The organism is Streptomyces sp. NPDC091271 (assembly GCF_044757505.1).
GTDB lineage: Bacteria > Actinomycetota > Actinomycetes > Streptomycetales > Streptomycetaceae > Streptomyces.
This window is the reverse complement of record NZ_JBIVVD010000007.1, coordinates 217,234-236,582: the sequence shown is the minus strand read 5'-3', so window position 1 is coordinate 236,582 and position 19,349 is coordinate 217,234. Positions and strand designations below refer to the sequence as shown.

Annotated in this window: 17 protein-coding genes; 8 read left to right on the top strand and 9 right to left on the bottom strand. The window is 71.0% G+C overall.

Features of this window, described 5'->3' with window-relative positions; genetic code table 11:
• Positions 1-4: 4 nt before the first annotated feature.
• The 3 genes from ACIQM3_RS28130 to ACIQM3_RS28120 all read left to right on the top strand — a co-directional run bounded on the left by ACIQM3_RS28130 (position 5) and on the right by ACIQM3_RS28120 (position 3,425).
• The gene (locus ACIQM3_RS28130) at positions 5-844 is read left to right on the top strand and encodes a TIM barrel protein (RefSeq protein ID WP_401628929.1); all 840 of its coding nucleotides are present in this window, start codon (positions 5-7) and stop codon (positions 842-844) included.
• A gap of 44 nt (positions 845-888) precedes the next feature.
• Positions 889-1,782: a 2-hydroxy-3-oxopropionate reductase gene (locus ACIQM3_RS28125; protein ID WP_401628927.1), complete on the top strand. Its 894-nt coding sequence runs from the start codon at positions 889-891 to the stop codon at positions 1,780-1,782.
• A 185-nt stretch (positions 1,783-1,967) separates the two neighbouring features.
• Complete coding sequence (locus ACIQM3_RS28120) at positions 1,968-3,425, top strand: catalase (protein ID WP_401628924.1); 1,458 nt, start codon at positions 1,968-1,970, stop codon at positions 3,423-3,425.
• A gap of 277 nt (positions 3,426-3,702) precedes the next feature.
• On the opposite strand, the gene ACIQM3_RS28115 is transcribed toward ACIQM3_RS28120, so the two are convergent.
• Both ACIQM3_RS28115 and gcl read right to left on the bottom strand, forming a co-directional pair.
• Entirely contained in the window at positions 3,703-4,221 is a 519-nt protein-coding gene (locus tag ACIQM3_RS28115) for a hypothetical protein (RefSeq protein ID WP_401628922.1), read from the bottom strand.
• Between the two features lie 165 nt (positions 4,222-4,386).
• Positions 4,387-6,171, bottom strand: a complete 1,785-nt coding sequence (gcl, locus tag ACIQM3_RS28110; protein ID WP_401628919.1) for a glyoxylate carboligase — start codon at positions 6,169-6,171, stop codon at positions 4,387-4,389.
• A gap of 257 nt (positions 6,172-6,428) precedes the next feature.
• Between gcl and ACIQM3_RS28105 the strand changes: the two genes are divergently transcribed.
• On the top strand, positions 6,429-7,166 hold the full coding sequence (locus tag ACIQM3_RS28105) for a hypothetical protein (protein ID WP_401628917.1): 738 nt from the start codon (positions 6,429-6,431) through the stop codon (positions 7,164-7,166).
• 71 nt (positions 7,167-7,237) lie between these two features.
• Positions 7,238-7,459 (top strand): hypothetical protein, encoded by a 222-nt coding sequence (locus tag ACIQM3_RS28100; protein ID WP_104784478.1) that lies wholly within the window; start codon positions 7,238-7,240, stop codon positions 7,457-7,459.
• 9 nt (positions 7,460-7,468) lie between these two features.
• Here the strand turns inward: ACIQM3_RS28100 and ACIQM3_RS28095 are convergent, their stop codons facing one another.
• Together ACIQM3_RS28095 and ACIQM3_RS28090 are read right to left on the bottom strand one after the other, a co-directional pair.
• Positions 7,469-9,076, bottom strand: coding sequence for an AMP-binding protein (locus tag ACIQM3_RS28095; RefSeq protein WP_401628914.1), 1,608 nt, complete (start codon positions 9,074-9,076; stop codon positions 7,469-7,471).
• Complete coding sequence (locus ACIQM3_RS28090; protein ID WP_401628912.1) at positions 9,073-10,749, bottom strand: AMP-binding protein; 1,677 nt, start codon at positions 10,747-10,749, stop codon at positions 9,073-9,075. Before ACIQM3_RS28090 ends, ACIQM3_RS28095 begins: the two co-directional genes overlap by 4 nt.
• A 116-nt stretch (positions 10,750-10,865) precedes the next feature.
• Here ACIQM3_RS28090 and ACIQM3_RS28085 point away from each other — a divergent pair, with 116 nt between their 5' ends.
• A complete protein-coding gene (locus ACIQM3_RS28085; protein ID WP_401628909.1) occupies positions 10,866-11,717 on the top strand; it encodes a response regulator transcription factor in 852 nt (283 codons plus the stop codon).
• Positions 11,718-11,741: 24 nt separating this feature from the next.
• Here ACIQM3_RS28085 and ACIQM3_RS28080 read toward each other — a convergent pair whose 3' ends face one another.
• A complete protein-coding gene (locus ACIQM3_RS28080) occupies positions 11,742-12,860 on the bottom strand; it encodes a winged helix DNA-binding domain-containing protein (RefSeq protein WP_401628906.1) in 1,119 nt (372 codons plus the stop codon).
• Positions 12,861-12,965: 105 nt separating this feature from the next.
• On the opposite strand from ACIQM3_RS28080, the gene ACIQM3_RS28075 reads away from it, so the two are divergent.
• Entirely contained in the window at positions 12,966-13,835 is an 870-nt protein-coding gene (locus tag ACIQM3_RS28075; protein WP_401628903.1) for a DMT family transporter, read from the top strand.
• Between the two features lie 9 nt (positions 13,836-13,844).
• Here ACIQM3_RS28075 and ACIQM3_RS28070 read toward each other — a convergent pair whose 3' ends face one another.
• Positions 13,845-14,876, bottom strand: coding sequence for a glutathione S-transferase family protein (locus ACIQM3_RS28070; protein WP_401628900.1), 1,032 nt, complete (start codon positions 14,874-14,876; stop codon positions 13,845-13,847).
• Entirely contained in the window at positions 14,873-16,369 is a 1,497-nt protein-coding gene (locus ACIQM3_RS28065; protein WP_401628897.1) for an MFS transporter, read from the bottom strand. The genes ACIQM3_RS28070 and ACIQM3_RS28065 overlap by 4 nt, the downstream gene beginning before the upstream one ends.
• 130 nt (positions 16,370-16,499) lie before the next feature.
• Between ACIQM3_RS28065 and ACIQM3_RS28060 the strand changes: the two genes are divergently transcribed.
• Positions 16,500-16,904: a VOC family protein gene (locus ACIQM3_RS28060; RefSeq protein WP_401628894.1), complete on the top strand. Its 405-nt coding sequence runs from the start codon at positions 16,500-16,502 to the stop codon at positions 16,902-16,904.
• Here ACIQM3_RS28060 and ACIQM3_RS28055 read toward each other — a convergent pair.
• Together ACIQM3_RS28055 and ACIQM3_RS28050 are read right to left on the bottom strand one after the other, a co-directional pair.
• Positions 16,901-17,950 (bottom strand): aldo/keto reductase, encoded by a 1,050-nt coding sequence (locus ACIQM3_RS28055; protein ID WP_401628893.1) that lies wholly within the window; start codon positions 17,948-17,950, stop codon positions 16,901-16,903. The two genes, ACIQM3_RS28060 and ACIQM3_RS28055, sit on opposite strands and share 4 nt — an antisense overlap.
• Positions 17,947-19,335, bottom strand: coding sequence for an LLM class flavin-dependent oxidoreductase (locus ACIQM3_RS28050; RefSeq protein ID WP_401628891.1), 1,389 nt, complete (start codon positions 19,333-19,335; stop codon positions 17,947-17,949). Before ACIQM3_RS28050 ends, ACIQM3_RS28055 begins: the two co-directional genes overlap by 4 nt.
• Between the last annotated feature and the right edge of the window lie 14 nt (positions 19,336-19,349).

The following is a 19,349-nucleotide window of genomic DNA, read 5'->3' as shown; positions in this document are numbered from 1 at the left end:
CATGATGGGTTACTCGGACCAGCGCTTCGATGTGAACCTCTCGATCCTCTTCACCGAACTCCCGCTCCTGGAGCGCCCCGCGGCGGCCGCCGCCGCGGGCTTCACGGCGGTCGAGCTCTGGTGGCCCTGGATCGAGACCCCCACCCCCGCGCAGGCCGAGCTCGACGCCCTGAAGAAGGCGCTCGACGACGCGGGCACGCAGCTGGTGGGGCTGAACTTCTACGCGGGCCGCCTCCCGGGCCCCGACCGCGGGGCGCTCTCGCTGCCCGGCGAGGAGTCGGACCGCTTCCGCGCCAACATCGACGTGGCGGCGGACTTCGCGGCCTCGGTCGGCTGCAAGGCGCTCAACGCGCTCTACGGCAACCGCGTCGAGGGCTTGGACCCGGCCGTCCAGGACGAACTCGCCCTGGAGAACCTGGTCCTGGCCGCCCGTGCGGCCCACCGGGCCGGGGCGACGCTCCTGATCGAGACCCTCAACAACACGGAGTCGCCGCTCTACCCCCTGGTCAGCGCACCGGCGGGCGTCGAGGTCGTCGACCGTGTCAACGAGGCGACCGGCCTGGCCAACGCCACGTTCCTGCTGGACCTCTACCACTTGTCGATGAACGGCGAGGACCTCAGCCAGGTGATCAAGGCGTACGCCGCGAAGACCGGGCACGTCCAGATCGCCGACAACCCGGGGCGCGGCGCGCCCGGCACCGGCTCGCTCCCGCTGGAGCGTCTCCTCGACGAGCTGACCGAGGCCGGCTACGACGGCTGGGTCGGCCTGGAGTACAAGCCTGGCGACCGGCCGAGCGCGGAGTCCTTCGACTGGCTCCCCGCCGAGCACCGGCCGGCCCGCTGAGGCCCGCCCCCTCTCGCACACACGCTTACCGGAAGGCAACCCTCATGAGCAGCAATCTCCCCAAGGTCGCCTGGATCGGGCTCGGCATCATGGGCTCGCCCATGTCGGAGAACCTGATCAAGGCCGGATACCAGGTGACCGGCTACACCCTGGAGCAGGACAAGATCGACCGGCTGGTCGCGGCAGGCGGCAAGGGGGCCGCCTCGATCGCGGAGGCGGTTCGCGACGCCGATGTCGTGGTCACCATGGTCCCCGCCTCCCCGCAGGTCGAGGCCATCGCGTACGGCCCCGACGGCATCCTGGAGAACGCCCGGCAGGGCGCCCTGCTGATCGACATGTCCTCCATCACGCCGCAGACCTCCGTGGACCTGGCTTCGAGCGCGAAGGACAAGGGCATCCGCGTGCTGGACGCCCCGGTCTCCGGCGGTGAGGCCGGAGCGATCGAGGCCGTCCTGTCCATCATGGTCGGCGGCGAGCAGAGCGACTTCGACGCCGCGAAGCCGCTGCTGGACGCGCTCGGCAAGACGATCGTGCTGTGCGGCCCGCACGGCTCCGGCCAGACGGTGAAGGCGGCCAACCAGCTGATCGTCGCGGTCAACATCCAGGCCTGTGCCGAGGCCGTCGTCTTCCTGGAGAAGTCCGGCGTCGACCTCGCCGCCGCGCTCGACGTGCTGAACGGCGGCCTCGCCGGCTCGACCGTCCTTACCCGCAAGAAGGACAACTTCCTGAAGCGGGACTTCGCTCCGGGCTTCCGGATCGACCTGCACCACAAGGACATGGGCATCGTCACGGACGCCGCCCGCAACGTCGGCGCGGCACTCCCCGTCGGCGGCGTCGTGGCCCAGCTCGTGGCGTCCCTCCGCGCGCAGGGCGACGGCGGCCTGGACCACTCCGCGCTGCTGCGCTCGGTCGAGCGGCTCTCCGGCTCCCAGGTCTGACACACCCGGCCCTCCCCAGGGGCCCCATGAACTCCGGGTCGCGGTGGCGCTGACACCTGTCCTGTCGCGCCCAGGCGCTGCCGCGGCCCGGAACCTCCTCCTCCAATTTCAACAAACTGTTGACGCTTCGATATCGGCGAATCTACGCTCCTGAGGCCGTCAGCAGCCCCGTACGGAAGGCCTCCATGTCCCAGCGTGTGCTCACGACCGAGTCAGGCGCCCCGGTCGCCGACAACCAGAACTCCGCCACGGCCGGCGCCGGCGGGCCGATCCTCGTCCAGGACCAGCACCTGCTCGAGAAGCTCGCCCGCTTCAACCGTGAGCGCATCCCGGAGCGCGTCGTCCACGCCCGTGGCTCCGGCGCGTACGGCTACTTCGAGGTGACGGACGACGTCACCGGCTTCACCCGCGCCGACTTCCTCTCCGAGGTGGGCCGCCGCACCGAGACGTTCATCCGCTTCTCGACCGTCGCCGATTCGCTGGGCGGCGCGGACGCCGTCCGCGACCCGCGTGGCTTCGCCCTCAAGTTCTATACGAACGAGGGCAATTACGACCTCGTCGGCAACAACACCCCGGTGTTCTTCATCAAGGACCCGATCAAGTTCCCCGACTTCATCCACTCCCAGAAGCGGGACCCGTTCACGGGCCGCCAGGAGCCGGACAACGTCTGGGACTTCTGGGCGAACTCCCCCGAGGCGACGCACCAGATCACCTGGCTGATGGGCGACCGCGGAATCCCCGCCTCGTACCGTCACATGCACGGCTTCGGCTCGCACACGTACCAGTGGACGAACGCGAAGGGCGAGGCCTTCTTCGTCAAGTACCACTTCAAGACCAACCAGGGCGTGCGCTCCCTCTCCGCAGACCAGGCCGCCGAGCAGGTCGGCAAGGACGCCAACTCGCACCAGACGGACCTGCTCCAGGCCATCGAGCGTGGGGTCAACCCGTCCTGGACGCTGCACGTGCAGCTGATGCCGGCCGCCGAGGCGGCTGACTACCGCTTCAACCCGTTCGACGTGACGAAGGTGTGGCCGCACGCCGACTACCCGCTCCAGCGCGTCGGCCGGCTGGTGCTGGACCGCAACCCGGACAACGTCTTCGCCGAGGTGGAGCAGGCGGCGTTCTCGCCCAACAACTTCGTGCCCGGCATCGGTCCTTCGCCGGACAAGATGCTCCAGGGCCGGCTGTTCGCCTACGCCGACGCGCAGCGCTACCGGCTGGGCATCAACCACACCCAGCTCCCGGTCAACGCGCCGAAGGCCGCCGACGTCGACAACTACGGCCGCGACGGGCTGCACGCCACCCGGTACGGCTCGCGCCAGGACAAGAACTACGAGCCCAACTCGTACGCCGGCCCCGCGCAGACCGGAGCGGCACTCGCCTCCCCGCTCGCGGTCCACGGCTGGACGGGTACGCACGAGGCGCCCCTGCACACCAAGGACGACGACTTCTTCCAGGCGGGCGAGCTCTACCGGCTGATGTCGGCCGACGAGAAGGACCGCCTGATCGCCAACATCGCCGGCGGACTCTCGCAGGTCACCCGCGACGACGTGATCGAGAAGAACCTCGCCCACTTCCACGCCGCCGACGCCGACTACGGCAAGCGCGTGGAGGAGGCCGTCCGCGCCCTGCGCGAGGACTGAGCCTCCCTTCCCAGGGCCCTGCCCGTGCCGCGCACCCGGATGAGGGGTAGTACCCGGCACCGGCAGGACGGGACCGCGGCGGCGGACGACGCCAGTGCGGTGGCGAAGGGCCGGCCGGCCCGTGTCCAGACCTGAAGGAACCGGGCCGGCCGCCGCCCGCAGCCCGCCGTCGCGGTCGCTGTGACAGATCACCGGGGTGCGGTGCACGCGTGGGGCGTGCACCGCACCCCGGTCGTCGTGGTGGCGTACCGTCAGGACCGAACGGCACCAGCCGTGTTCAGGCACGGTGGGAGTGGACGGCACGGGCCACATGGACCAGCCACACGCCGGCCACGGCCGAGGGCAGCCAGTGGATGTGGCTGTCGAGGATCCACAGTCCGCCGACTGCTCCGGCCGCCAGCCCTGACATGAACCCCAGATCCCACAGGCGAGCCATGACCGGGCTGCGGTAGCGGTCGAGGACGTACGCCGCGCCGAGCAGCACTCCGCTCGTGACGAGCCAGGGCTGCCAGGCGTCCGGACCACGGGAGTGCCGGACCCCGGACAGGGCGACGTACGCGAGAACAGCGAAGACAACCGCGCAGAGGACCGTCTGCAAGAACCCCACACCGTTGCTGAACGACCAGCGGACGCTGTCCGCGGTGCCCGTCAGCCACAGGCTGACGACGAGTACCGACATCTGCAGCGTCGCGTCGTCACGGGCCAGCCAGAGACCGGCAGCCACCAGGAGCGTCAGCGTGGTCACGCCGGCCAGCCGAGCGGCGAGGCCCTCGGTCGACCACGCGAGCCTTCTCATTGCTACTTCGGTCCCCCACGGCCACGGCATGGGGAAAGGGTAGCGACAGGCGAACGTGCCGCGCCCGGTCCGACTGGGCCCCACCCTCCCCGCACACAGCTCCGGGATCCGCGGAACAGTGTCCGCGGATCCCGGGATGAGAGCGTCAGTGGCCGGACGCCAGGGTCAGGACACCGTCAGCGGGAGGACCGCCGTGGGTGCGTGGCCGGGCTCGGAGGCGACGTCCTCGAACTCGTTGACCGACGCGATGTCGGTCCCGCTCATCGAGATGTTCGTGACCCGCTCCAGGATCGCCTCGACGACGACCGGGACCCGGTGCTCGGCCGCGAGCTTCTTGGCCTCCTCGAAGGCCGGCAGCAGCTGATCCGGCTCGGTGACGCGGATCGCCTTGCAGCCCAGGCCCTCGACGACCTTGACGTGGTCCACGCCGTAGACGCCCAGCTCCGGTGAGTTGAGGTTCTCGAACTCCAGGTTGACCTGGAAGTCGATGTCGAAGTTGCGCTGCGCCTGCCGGATGAGCCCCAGGTAGGAGTTGTTCACCAGCACATGGACGTAAGGGATGCGGTGCTGCGCGCCGACCGCGAGCTCCTCCAGCATGAACTGGAAGTCGTAGTCGCCGGAGAGTGCGACCACCGAACCGTCCGGGTCGGCGGTGGCGACGCCCAGCGCGGCGGGGATCGTCCAGCCCAGCGGCCCGGCCTGGCCGCAGTTGATCCAGTGGCGCGGCCGGTAGACGTGCAGCATCTGCGCGCCCGCGATCTGGGAGAGGCCGATCGTCGTCACGTACCGGGTCTCGGGGCCGAACGCCCGGTTCATCTCCTCGTACACCCGCTGCGGCTTCAGCGGCACGTTGTCGAAGTGCGTGCGGCGCTGCAGGGTCGCTCGGCGCTCCTGCGTGGACGCCGCCCACTGCGAGCGGTTCTTCAGCTTGCCCGCGTCCTTCAGCTCGCGCGCCACCTCGACGAAGAGCTCCAGTGCCGCCTTCGCGTCGGAGGCGATCCCGAGGTCCGGGGCGAAGATCTTGCCCAGCTGGGTGGGCTCGATGTCGACGTGGACGAAGGTGCGGCCCTCGGTGTAGACGTCCAGCTTGCCGGTGTGGCGGTTGGCCCAGCGGTTGCCGATGCCGAGGACGAAGTCGGACTCCAGGAAGTTCGCGTTGCCGTAGCGGTGCGAGGTCTGCAGGCCGACCATGCCCGCGTTCAGCTCGTGGTCGTCGGGGAGGATGCCCCAGCCCATCAGGGTCGGGACGACCGGGACGCCGGTCAGCTCGGCGAACTCCACCAGGAGTTCCGAGGCGTCGGCGTTGATGATGCCGCCACCCGCGACGAGCAGCGGGCGCTCCGACGCGTTGAGCATCTCGACGGCCCGCTCGATCTGCTTGCGGCTCGCGGCGGGCTTCTGGACGGACAGCGGCTCGTACAGCTCGGGGTCGAACTCGATCTCGGTGAGCTGCACATCGATCGGCAGGTCGATGAGAACAGGCCCCGGCCGGCCCGTGCGCATCAGGTGGAAGGCCTGCTGGAAGACGCCGGGGACCTGCGCGGCCTCCAGGACGGTGGTCGCGGCCTTGGTCACCGGCGCGGCGATCGACGCGATGTCGACGGCCTGGAAGTCCTCCTTGTGCAGGACGGCGGTCGGCGCCTGGCCGGTGATGCAGAGGATCGGCACGGAGTCGGCGATGGCCGAGTAGAGACCGGTGATCATGTCGGTGCCGGCGGGCCCCGACGTACCGATGCAGACGCCGATGTTCCCGGCCTTCGCACGGGTGTAGCCCTCGGCCATGTGGGAGGCGCCCTCGACATGGCGGGCGAGGGTGTGCTGCACCCCGCCGGAGGCCTTGAGAGCCGCGTAGAACGGGTTGATCGCCGCACCCGGCACACCGAACGCGTTGCTGACGCCTTCGCGCTTGAGGATCTCAACTGCCGCTCGGGCAGCGGTCATACGAGGCATGAGTGCTCCTGCTCGGACCTGGTGGAGTCGGGCTCTGTCGCGCCACCTGAGAGCACTAATTCCACATTACGGAAACTTCTTTCTGCTATGTGAAAACAATTTAGGGCGGTCCGGGACAGCCGTCAAGGGAGGACAGGGAAAGCGGCCGAGACCATCGGCCCGAAGTACGCGAATCGCCCCCCGGGGTGTCGCTCCTGGTGGACGATGGAGGTACGGAACGCAGTCGCCGCCACAGGGGCGGAAGAAGGGGGCAGCACGTGGAGTCCCTACCGGTGCGCTGCCCGGCCTGCCGCCGGGACCACGCGTACATCACGCCGGTGTACCCCTGCCCCTGCGGCTCCCCCACCGCCCCGCCGCTGATGCGCGGCGCGCCGGCCGTGCTCATCACGCACCGCACCTGGAACGACGACTGGGTGAGCGTGCGGTGCCACTCCTGCGGACGCCGCGACCAGTGGCCGCACCCCGAACTCTGCTGCCCCTGCGGCGCGGTGCTGCGGATCCCCGTCCGCCCGGTGGGCACGCGCGGGACCACGCCGCCTCCCACGGCGGGAGGTTCGCCCGGCCCGGCCCACATACCGCTGCCGCGCACCGCCGCACACCCGCGGCCGTCGTTCAGACCCCTGGTGATACGGACGGCCCGGGACGCGGTGAACACCGCGGCGCTCTATCTGAGGTGGCTGGGTTTCCGCGACGTCGTCCAGCCCGAGATACGGCCCAGCTCCCGGATAGACCTCAGGGCCGCCGGTCTCATCGCGCAGGTCGACGCGACCACGCGCCCGACCGCCCTGCGTGACGTCGAGTGCCTCTGGCTCAACGCCCTGAACAGCTCGGTGTCCGGCGTGATGTTCTCCCTGGCCGGTTATACGGACGAGGCGCGATCACGCGCCGACGGCCTCGCCATCCCGCTGTTCGTCCTGGATCTCACCGGCACACCGCAGCCGGTGAACGGCCCGGCCGACGAACTGATCAGCGTCGGCCCGGCCCCCGCCGAATGATTTCGGTCACCTGTGCCCTGCCAGCCGCATATGTTCGAGCTGTTGTCAGAATGAGGACGTAGAGTGAAGGCATGGTCTTAACTCCTCGGCTTCCCACCCACTCCGCTCCCGTTTTCCTGACCCAGCCCGTCCACCCGTCCGTCGTCGAGGCCAACGACGCCATCCGCGCACTCGTCGACTCACGGGCCGGCCAGGACTGGACGCCGGTGGAGGCCGCGGAGTACGAGATCCTGCTCATCGAGTGGGCGGCGGCGACCCAGGGCATAGGCTCCGGCGTCATAGAGGCCGCCTGACCCCGCGGGCTACGCCCCGTACCCCTCCCGCAGTTCGACCTTGCGGACCTTGCCGCTGACGGTCATGGGGAACGCATCCAGGATGCGCAGCCCGCGCGGGATCTTGTAGTGCGCAAGCTGATCCCGGCAGTACGCCGTCACCTCGTCGAGCGTCGGCGGGTCGGCCGGATCGCGCGGAATGACGCAGGCCAGGATCTCCTCGCCGTATTTCTCGTCGGGCACTCCGACCACCTGGACGTCGGCGATCTTCGGATGGCCGTAGAGGAACTCCTCGATCTCGCGCGGGTACACGTTCTCTCCCCCGCGGATGATCATGTCCTTGATCCGGCCGACGATCTGGACGTAACCGTCCTCCCGCATCGTCGCGAGGTCCCCCGTGTGCATCCAGCGCCCCGCGTCGATGACTTCGGCGGTCCGGTCCGGCTGCTCCCAGTAGCCGAGCATCACGCTGTACCCCCGGGTGCACAGCTCACCGGCCTCACCGCGTGGGAGGGTCACGCCCGTCACCGGGTCGACGACCTTCACCTCGATGTGCGGCATCACCCGGCCCACCGTGCCGGTGCGGCGCTCCAGGTCGTCCTCCCGCCGGGTCTGGGTGGAGACCGGTGAGGTCTCCGTCATCCCGTAGCAGATGGAGACCTCCTCCATGTGCATCTGCGAGACGACCCGCTTCATCACCTCGACCGGGCAGGGTGACCCGGCCATGATCCCGGTCCGCAGCGAGGAGAGGTCGTACGAGGCGAAGTCGGGCAGGCCGAGCTCCGCGATGAACATGGTGGGCACGCCGTAGAGCGAGGTGCAGCGCTCCTGCTGGACGGCGGCCAGCACGGCGGCGGGCTCGAAGGACGGCGCGGGGATCACGATGCAGGCGCCGTGCGAGGTGATGCCGAGGTTCCCCATGACCATGCCGAAGCAGTGGTAGAACGGCACGGGCAGACAGACCCGGTCCTGTTCGGTGTAGGCGACCATCTCCCCCACGAAGTAACCGTTGTTGAGGATGTTGTGGTGGGAGAGCGTGGCGCCCTTGGGGAACCCGGTGGTGCCGGAGGTGTACTGGATGTTGATCGGGTCGTCGCACGACAGTTCCGCTTCACGCTCTGCCAGTTGCCCGGCCGTCACGGCCCCCGACGCGGCGGTCAGCTCGTCCCAGGACGGGTCGCCGATGTGGTGGACGGACCGCAGTGCGGGGCAGTTCGCGCGGACCTGGCCGACGAGTGCGCGGTAGTCGCTGGTGCGGTGGGCGAGCGAGGCGACCAGTACGGAGATCCCGGCCTGCTTCAGCACGTACTCCAGCTCGTGCGCGCGGTAGGACGGGTTGATGTTGACCATGACCGCGCCGATCCGCGCCGTGGCGTACTGGACGAGGACCCATTCGGGGCAGTTGACCGCCCAGATCCCGACCCGGTCGCCCTTGGCCACCCCGCAACCCATCAGTCCGCGGGCCAGCTCCTCGACCGCGGCCCCGAATTCGGCGTACGTCCACCGGCGTCCGGACACCACGTCGACGAGTGCCTCCCGGTCCCCGTAGGCATCGACCGCCCGGTCCAGGTTGCGTCCGATGGTGTCGCCGAGCAGCTCCGTGCCGCTGGTGCCGTGTGCGTAGGAAAGGCCGCTCATCGCAGGTCCCCCTCGTCGAACTCGGTGCCGGTGCCCTGCGCGGTGCGCTCACGCAGCTCGATCCTGCGGATCTTCCCGGAGACGGTCTTGGGCAGCTCGGCGAACTCCAGCCGGCGGATGCGCTTGTACGGGGCGAGGACCGCCCGGGAGTGCTCGAACAGCACCTTGGCGGTGGCGGGGCCGGGCTCCCAGCCCGCGGCGAGCACGACGTACGCCTTCGGGACGGCGAGCCGCACCGGGTCGGGGGCGGGGACGACCGCCGCCTCGGCCACCGCCTCGTGCTCCAGCAGGGCGCTCTCCAGCTCGAACGGCGAGATCTTGTAGTCGGAGGCCTTGAACACGTCGTCGGACCGGCCCACATAGGTGATGTAGCCGTCCTCGTCCCGTGCGCCGATGTCACCCGTGCGGTAGTAGCCGCCGGCCATGGCCTCTGCCGTGCGCTCCGGATCCCCGTGGTAGCCCGTCATCAGGCCGACGGGGGCCGTGGCCAGATCGAGGGAGATCTCGCCCTCCGCCGCACCCGGTTCACCGGTGACCGGGTCCAGCAGCTCCACCTTGAATCCGGGACTGGGGCGTCCCATGGAGCCGGTCTTGAGCCGCTGCCCCGGGGTGTTGGCCACCTGCACCGCGGTCTCCGTCTGCCCGAAGCCGTCGCGGATGGTGACACCCCATGCGCGCCTGACGCTCTCGATGACCTCCGGGTTGAGCGGCTCGCCGGCGGCGACGACCTCACGCGGCGGCGTCCTCAGCTGCGCGAGGTCGGCCTGGATGAGCATCCGCCAGACCGTCGGCGGGGCACAGAAGCTGGTGACGGCCGAGCGGTCCATCTCCGCCATCAGCCGGGCGGCGTCGAACCGGGTGTAGTTGAAGATGAAGACGGTGGCCTCGGCGCTCCACGGCGCGAAGAGGTTCGACCAGGCGTGCTTCGCCCAGCCGGGCGAGGAGATGTTCAGATGGACGTCGCCGGGCTTGAGCCCGATCCAGTACATCGTCGACAAGTGGCCCACGGGGTACGAGACATGGGTGTGCTCCACGAGCTTGGGGCTGGCCGTGGTGCCCGAGGTGAAGTAGAGCATCAGGGGCTCATCGGCGTCCGTCCCTCGGTCCGCGGTGAAGGTCTCCGGCGCCTCGTCGGCCCCGCCGTAGGAGGTCCAGCCCTCGACGTCGGTGCCGACCGAGATCCGGGTGTAGTCGCCGGGTACCTCATCGAACTTGGCGGTGTCCGCCGACCGTACGAGTACATGCCGCACCCTGCCGCGTTCGACCCGGTCGCGCAGGTCGGCCGGCCCCAGCAGGGGGGTGGCGGGGATGACGACGGCGCGCAGCTTCATCGCGGCCAGTGCCGTCTCCCACAGCTCGGTCTGGTTGCCGAGCATGACGAGGATCCGGTCGCCCGCGGCCACGCCCTGGTCCCGCAGCCAGTTGGCCGCCCGGTTGGAGCGGGCGGCCATCCGGGCGAACGACACCTCGGTGCGGCCGCCGTCCTCCTCGACGATGTGCAGAGCGGTGCGGTCGTTGTTCTCGGCGATGACGTCGAACCAGTCGAGCGCCCAGTTGAATTCGTCGGGGCGGGGCCAGCGGAAGCCCTCGTACGCCGTGGTGTAGTCCTCACGGTGCTCGATCAGGAAGTCCCGGGCCGCCCGGAACGTCTCCGTCGCATTCGTTGCCGGCATGTGCTCTCCTCGTCGCGAACCCGTCCTTCGGCCGTAACATCATGTAAACAGTGACCCAGATCTCACCACCCCCGGACGGGGGTAGGTCCGAGAGGGCTCCGACGGAACGGAGAGTCATGGGCGTACCGGAACCGGGCGAGGCGACCGAGCTGCGGGCGGCCATGCTCAGGCTGCGCAGGACGAGCGGGCTGCCCGTGGTCTTCGGCGGGCTCCTGTCCGACGCCCGCCACGCCCGGATCGCCGAGCTGAGCGGGGCGCAGACCCCCGCGCTGCGCGGGCTCGTCATCTCGGCGGGCAGCGGGCTCGGTGGAAAGGCGATCGCCCTGTCGCGGCCGTGCGCGGTCACGGACTACCCGTCGTCGCGCCACATCAGCCACGAGTACGACGCGGCCGTCGCGGCGGAGGGCCTGCGCTCCGTCGTCGCGGTGCCCGTCGTCGTACGCCGGACGGTGCGCGGTGTGCTGTACGGGGCGCTGCGCGAGCCGCTCACGCTCGGGGACCGTACGTTCGACGCGGCGGCGTCGGCGGCCCGCGACGTGGAGCAGGCCCTGGCCGTACGGGACGAGGTGCAGCAGCTCCTGGCGGCCACCCGGGTACGGATCACCGATCCGGGCGCGGTCCCCGGCACCTGGGAGGACGTCCGCGAGGCTCATCGTGAGCTGCGCGCCCTCGCCCCGAAGATCGTGGACCCCGCGCTGCGCGGTGAACTGCTCGCGGTGTGCGGGAGGCTGGCGTCGGCCGCGGGGGCGGACCGGCTCCCGGCGTCCGGGCGGGTGCGGCTGGCGCCGCGCGAGGTCGATGTGATCGCCTGCGTCGCGTCGGGTGCGACGAACGCCGTGGCGGCCGAGCGGCTGGGTCTGCGGCCGGAGACCGTGAAGAGCTATCTGCGGTCCGCGATGCGGAAACTGGGCGCGCACACCCGGCTGGAGACGGTGGTGGCGGCCCGGCGCGCGGGGCTGCTGCCGTGAGCCGGGCCGTGCGGGCCGGGAGGCTCAGTCCCCGAAGTCGACGAACGTGGCGAACCGGACGTCGTGGGCGGGCGCCGGGGACATCACCGTCAGCATCTCCACGGCCTCCTGGGTGATCTCCTCGCGGGTCGCCCGGTCGAGCGTGCCCAGGGCCTGCACCGTGACGGTCGCGGTGTCCCGGGTCTCGTCGAGCCGCCAGAGCGCGGTGAGGAAGCCGTCGGCCAGGACGGTCCCGTAGGACTGGTTGCCCACACCGTTGCGGCCCTTGTACGCGGGCGGGATCACCCGGGTCCGGTCGGCGTGGCCGAGCAGGATGTTGTCGAACTCGGGGAGGAAGCGGGGCGGGGCGGGGGTGTCGGGGCCGGGGCGCGGGGCATCGGGCAGATCGAAGAGTTCGACGCCGTTCTCGTCGCGGAAGGTGACGAGCCGGGGCCGCAGACGTTCGAAGACCTCGCGCATCCGGGTGAGTCCGGCCCACATCTGCATGTCCTTCACCGAGGCCGGGCCGAAGGCCCCGAGGTAGCGCAGCACGGTCCCGTCGGGCGAGGCCGCCGGCTGCGACGGGGTGCCGAGCCAGTGCTCGGCGGTCGTCAGGGCGACCTGCCCGCTGCGCCCCCACAGCCCGCGCGGGGTCACCTGGACCAGCGGCAGCCGGCAGCGGGCTGCGACCGCGAGTGCCCGGGGGTCGGCGTCCGGCCAGTGGAAAAGGAGTTCCTCCCGCAGTTCCTTCATGGTGCGGGGCCGTTCCTCGACGAGCTCCCTGGCGAGCGCGGAGAGCCGGTCCGGATCCACGCCCGTGAGCCCGCTGCGGAACATGTTCAGCTCCCGGTCGCGCGCCGGCTGGACCAGGGGGCGCAGCGTGAGGGCGTCCTCGGCGGTGTGGGTGTGGATGGTGGAGCGCAGGCTGACGATCCTGACGACCTCGCGGGACTCCATCAGCTCCGATAGCGCGGCCGGGGCGAAGCCCTCCAGCCGGGAGTAGAGCTGGAAGTACGGCGGCCTGGTGTTCTGCGCCTGCAGGCCGACCAGACGGCTGACCGCGTCCTTCACCGGCACGGCGGTGCGGCGGAGCAGCAACTGGCGGTCCATCGTTGCCCTGTTGAGCGCGCGGGGCGAGAGCACGGGAGCGTATCTGGCGGCCATGGCCCGCAGACTACGCGTGCCCTGTGACACCGGCCCGGAACGGGCGACACTCGCACGGGTGCGGGGCACCGCTGCCGGGAGGGCGTCGGCCCTCATGATGGGGCGGTGATCAGCGTCCTGTTCGCCGTTCTGACCGCGCTCAGCAACGGCACCGCGTCGGTACTGCAGCGCCGCGCCGCCCTCGAGGTGCCCGACAGCGAGGCGATGCGCCTGTCGCTGATCGCGCATCTGCTGCGGCAGAAGGTGTGGCTGGCCGGGATCGGCCTCGTGATCGTCGCCGCCGTCTGCCAGGCGGTGGCTCTGGCCACGGGCCCCATCGCCGTGGTCCAGCCGATCTTCGTGATCGAGCTGCCCGCGACGCTGGTGGTCGCCGGGTTCGTCATGCGGGTCGGGGTGGAGCGCCAGGTCTGGCTGGGGGTGGCCGCCGTGACCGTGGGCCTGGCCCTCGGCATGGCTGCCGCCGCCCCGGTCGGCGGCAGCGAATACGTGCAGGGGGCGGCCTGGATCCCGGCCCTGGTGGCCACCGGGATCTTCGAGGCGGCGCTCGTCGCCGCGGCGCTCGGTACCTCCGGCAACGCCCGGGCCGCGCTGCTGGGGCTGGCCGCGGCGTGCGGGTACGCGCTCACCGCCGCGCTGATGAAGGACGCCATGTCGCGGCTGGACGCCGACGGCGTGGCCGGCCTGCTGACGGCCTGGCAGCTGTACGCCACCGCGGTGGCCGGCGTGGGCGCGCTGTTCCTCCTCCAGAACGCGCTCCAGGCCGGCTCACTGGTGGCGGTGCAGCCGATGCTGACGCTCGGGGACGCGCTGATCAGCATCTGCTACGGGGTGACCCTGTTCGGGGAGGAGCTGCGGACCGGGTGGTGGCTGCTGCCGCAGCTGATCGGGGTGGCGCTGATCACCGTCGGCTGTGTCGCCCTCGCCCGCTCCCCGCTGGCGACCGCGAAACCGGCGCCGCCACCGCGGGTGAGCTGACCGGGGCGGTCAGGGCCGCCCTCGCGCCGGGACCTCCTCGCCCGGCGGCACCGGTCCGGGCGGGGTGCCGTCGCCGAACGGCCGGCCGCCCAGCTGCTCCCGGTGGTGCGGGGCCGTCCAGCCCGAGAGGTCGGGGCCGAGCGGCACGATCCCGGTCGGATTGATACCGGTGTGCACCTGGTAGTAGTGCCGCTTGATGTGGTCGAAGTCGACGGTGTCCCCGAAGCCCGGGGTCTGGTAGAGGTCACGGACGTACGCCCACAGGACGGGGTCCTCGGCGAGCTTCGAGCGGTTGCACTTGAAGTGGCCGTGGTAGACGGCGTCGAAGCGCACGAGGGTGGTGAACAGCCGGATGTCGGCCTCGGTGATCGTGTCGCCGACCAGGTAGCGCTGCCCGGCGAGGCGTTCGGAGACCAGGTCCAGGCGGCGGAACACATCGACGTACGCCGCCTCGTACTCCCCCTGTTCGGCGGCGAACCCGGCGCGGTAGACGCCGTTGTTGACGTCCCGGTAGATGCCGTCCATCACCTCGTCGATCTCGGTGCGGAGCCGCTCCGGGTAGAGGTCGGGGGCGCCGGGGCGGTGCAGGCCGGTCCATTCGGTGGCCAGGTCCAGGGTGATCTGCTGGTAGTCATTGGTGACCAGCGCCCGGGTCGGTACGTCGACGATCGCGGGCACGCTGACCCCGCCCGGGTAGCCGCGTTCCCGTGCGTCGTAGGCCTCGCTCAGGTAGCCGATGCCGAGCACCGGGTCCTTGCCGCCCTCGTCGAGGGTGAAGCGCCAGCTGCGGTCGTCCTGGATGGGATCGGCGACGGCCAGCGAGAGGGCGCTCTCCAGTCCGAGCAGCCGCCGCGAGACGAGCGCCCGGCTCGCCCAGGGGCAGGCCCGGCTGACGACCAGGCGGTAGCGCCCGGCCTCGACGGGCCAGCCGTCCCGGCCGTCGGCGGTGACGCGGTCGGCGAAGTGGCTGCGGGAGCGCTTGAAGGGCTTGTGGCCGTACGAGGTGTTCCCGCCGGGCTCCCGGTCCTCGGTGCCGCTCATGGTGTTCTCCTCGTGGCATCGGTCGCGTCGGACGTCTGGTCATGTCTCCTTCCCCGTCTGCCCGCCGCGACATCGGCCAGAGCCACGATCAGCCCCGCGAGGACGAACGCGACCGAGACGAGGAGCCCGTGGTCGTAGGCCGCCGCCCAGTCGCCGTCGCCCAGCTGGGCGAAGAAGAGCGAGCCCACCGCGGCGATCCCGATGGACGAGCCGACGCGCTGGCTGGTCTGGAGGGTGCCGCCGGCGCTGCCCCCGTTCTCCACCGGCACCTCGGAGAGGGTGAGGGTCTGGTTGGGTGCGATGACGAGTCCGCTGCCCAGGCCGGCCAGCAGCAGCGGGGCCGCCATCGCGAGCCCGGCACCCCTGCCGGGCACCAGGTGCGCGGCCAGTGCGGTGAGCCCCAGCCCGACGGCCACCATGGTGAGGCCCACGACGATGAGGGGCCGCCCGAAGCGGCCGACCAGCCGGCCGCCGATGCTCGCCGACGCGCCCGCGCCCAGGGCGAACGGGGTGATCGCGAGACCGGCCTCCAGTGCGCTGTAGTGCAGCCCGGACTGCAGGTAGAGCGTGCTGATGAAGAAGATCGAGGTGAAGCCCGCGAAGTACAGCAGGATCATCAGGCAGCCCAGCCAGAAGGACCGGAGCCGGAAGAGTGCCAGGTTCAGCACCGGCTGGACGTTCCGCCTCGCGCAGCGGGACTCCCAGGCGACGAACGCCGCGAGGAGGACGGCGGCCACCGCCACGAGCAGCCACTTGGCGTTGCCCGGCCACTGCTGGGCCTGGACGAACGGCAGCAGCAGCGCGAGGACTCCCGCCCCGAGCAGCAGGACTCCGACGGGGTCCAGGTCGCGCGGGCGTACGCGGCCCGCCGACGGGGTGTCGGGGAGCAGCCGCCGGGCCAGCAGGAGGCAGACCACCCCGATCGGCAGGTTGACGTAGAACACCCATCGCCAGCCCTCCTGTGCTCCGGCCCCCTGGATCAGGAGGCCGCCCAGGAGCGGTCCGACGGCGGTGGAGATGCCGACCACGGTGCCGAACATGCCGAAGGCGCGGCCCCGCTCGCGGCCGGAGAACATCTGCTGGATCAGCGCGGAGATCTGGGGCGACAGCAGCCCGCCCGCCGCACCCTGGAGGAGCCGGGCGATGACCAGCCAGAGACTGGACTGGGCGGCCCCGCAGGCCGCGGAGGCCAGGGTGAAGAGGGCCAGCCCCGCCATGAAGACCGCGCGCCGCCCCCGTGCGTCGCCGAGGCGACCGCCCGGGATGAGGACGAGGCCGAAGGCGAGCGCGTAGCCGGACAGCACCCACTGGAGGTCTGACTCCGGGGTGTCGAGGCCCTCCTTGATGGACGGCAGCGCCACGTTGACGATGGAGACGTCCAGCAGCGTCATGAAGCCCGCCACCAGACAGACGGCGAGGGCACGCCAGCGACGGGGGTCGGAGGGGCCGGGGCCGGGCATGCCTTTGGCCTGGGGCTCCGTGCTCTCTGCCATGTCCCGCACCCTAGTTCGCGTCCGCCCGGTCCCCGTCCCGGGCGCGCCGTGCGGCGGTGCGGTGAGCCCCCGTCAGCCCCGGAGGGCGCCGGTGCGGCTTGCCCGGCCCCATCGGGGGTAGCCGTGGGGCATGACTGTCGGGAAAACGAGCGTTCTGGTCCTGGACTGCGGCGAGCCGGTCGAGCTCGCGGACTTCTATGCGAACCTCCTCGGCGCGGAGACGCAGATCGGGAGCGATCCCGACTTCGTCGAGATCGTCGGCAACACCGGTGTGCACCTGGCCGTCCGCCGTGACCACGGCTACGCGCCGCCGAGCTGGCCGCGCCCGGAGGACTCCCAGCAGGCGCATCTGCGCATCCTGGTGGACCCGGGTGACATGGACGAGGCCGAGCGCGAGGCGATAGGCCTCGGCGCCCGGCCCGTGGACACGGGGGACAGCAACAGCGGCCCCCGTGATGTCCGCGTCTACAACGATCCGGCCGGGCACTCGTTCTCCCTGGCCGTGTATCCGGCCCGTCAGCCGGAAAACCGCTAGGCGGTCACCCCCCGGTCCGTGCGGCGGCGCAGCGCGGGGTCGGTGAGTGACGGCGGGGTGTAACCGGTGTCGCGTGCCGAGAGGTTGGTGCCGGGCGGGACGATCTCGTCGATCCGGTCGAGGACGTCCCGGCTCAGCCTCACCTTGTCCGCGCCCAGCTGGCTGTCCAGTTGTTCGAAGGTACGCGGGCCGATGATGGCCGACGTGACGGCCGGGTGTTCGAGCACGAAGGCCAGGGCGAGCTGTACGAGGGTGAGTCCGGCCTCCTCGGCGAGCCGGGCCAGGGCTTCGGCGGCGGCGAGCTTGGCGGCGTTCTCCGGTGCGGAGACGTCGAAGCGTGCCGCCTGGCGGTCGGCGCGGCTGGACGCGGGCTGCTCGGCGCCCGTGCGGTACCGGCCGGAGAGCCAGCCGCCGGCCAGCGGGCTCCAGGACAGCACCCCCAGCCCGTAGCGCTGGACGACCGGCAGGACCTCGCGTTCGACGCCCCGTGCCAGCAGGGAGTACGGCGGCTGTTCGGCGACCACGCGTTCGCGGCCCCTGCGTTCGGCGAGCCACTGGCCCTCGACGATCGCGGACGGCTCGAAGGTCGAGGTGCCGATATAGCGGATCTTGCCCTGGTGGACCAGGTCGGAGAGCGCGCCGAGGGTCTCGTCGAAGTCGGTGTCCGGCTCGGGGCGGTGCACCTGGTAGAGGTCGATCCAGTCGGTGCCGAGCCTGCGGAGGCTGTTTTCGACCTCGCGGATGATCCATCGGCGGCTGTTGCCCCGCTCGTTCGGGTCGTCACCCAGGCTGCCGTGGAATTTGGTCGCCAGCACCACGTCGTCGCGCCGGCCGCCGGCGAGTGCCTTGCCGACGATGGTCTCGGACTCGCCCGCGGAGTAGACGTCGGCGGTGTCCACGAAGTTGATGCCCGAGTCCAGCGCGTGGTGGATGATCCGGATGCTGTCGTCGTGGTCGGGATTGCCACGGGGGCCGAACATCATGGTGCCGAGGGCCAGCGGGCTGACCTTCACGCCGGTGCGCCCGAGGGTGCGGTACTCCGTCATCCCGCGTTCACCCCGACGAGTCCGGCGAGGCCGATTCCGGTGTGGCCCTCATCGGTGTCGACGGTGTCGAACAGCCGGTTGGCCGGCCTCGGCAGGCCGTAGTGCTCGCGCAGGGTGGCTCCGGTGTACTCGGTGCGGAACAGGCCCCGCTCCTGGAGGATCGGGACGACCCGGTCCACGAAGACCTCCAGCCCGGAGGGGAGCACGGCGGGCATGATGTTGAAGCCGTCGGCCGCCCCGCTGTCGTACCAGTGCTCGATGGTGTCGGCGACCTGCTCGGCCGTTCCGGCGAAGGTACGGTGTCCGCGCCCGCCGCCGAGCCGCCCGATGAGCTGTCGCACCGTCAGCCTCTCGCGCCGGGCGAGCTCCACGACCAGGGTGTAGCGGCTCTTGGCGCCCTCGATCTCGTCCTCGTCGGGAAGGTTCTCGGGAAGCTCCCGGTCGAGGTGCAGCTCTGCCGGGTCGAGCTTCAGCGTCCTTGCGAGCTGGCGCTTGGCGTACTCGGGGACGATGAGCCGGTCGAGTTCGGCGTCCAGTTCCAGTGCCTCGGCCTCGGTGTCGCCGATGACGGGGACGATGCCGGGCAGGATCTTGATGCCGTCGGGATTGCGGCCCAGCGCCTCGGCGCGCTGCTTGACGTCCTTGTAGAAGGCGATGCCCTCCTCCAGGGTCTGCTGCGCGGTGAACACCGCCTCGGCGTAACGGGCCGCGAAGTCCTTGCCGTCCTCGCTGGACCCCGCCTGCACAAGCAACGGGTAGCCCTGGGGCGGCCGTTGCACGTTGAGAGGGCCGTCGACCCGGAAGAACTCACCGGTGTGAGCGATGGCGCGGACCCGGTCGGCCAGCGCGTGGACGCCGGCCTCCTTGTCGGCCACGACGGCGTCGTCCGCCCAGCTGTCCCAGAGCTTCGTGGACACCTCGACGAACTCGGCGGCGCGCCGGTAGCGGTCGTGGTGCAGGGGTGTGTCGTCGAGGCCGAAGTTGCGGGCCGCGTCGGCACCGGCGGTGGTGACGATGTTCCAGCCGGCCCGGCCGCCGGAGACGTGGTCGAGCGAGGCGAACCGGCGGGCCAGGTTGTACGGCTCGTTGTAGCTGGTGGAGGCGGTGGCGATCAGGCCGATGCGCTCGGTGACGCCGGCGAGCACGGTGAGCAGCACGGTGGGTTCCAGCTTGGCGGCGGGCCGCCGGCCGGGGTCGCCCATGAGGACGGGTCCGTCGGCGAGGAACAGGGAGTCCAGGAGCCCGCGTTCGGCGATGCGGGCCAGGGTCTTGTAGTGCTCCAGGTCCGAGTTGGCCTCGGCGTGGCTCTCGGGGAGCCGCCAGGACGCCTCGTGGTGGCCGGTGGACATCAGGAAGGCGTTCAGATGGAGCTGCTTGCGCGGCATGGGCGTCTTCTCCT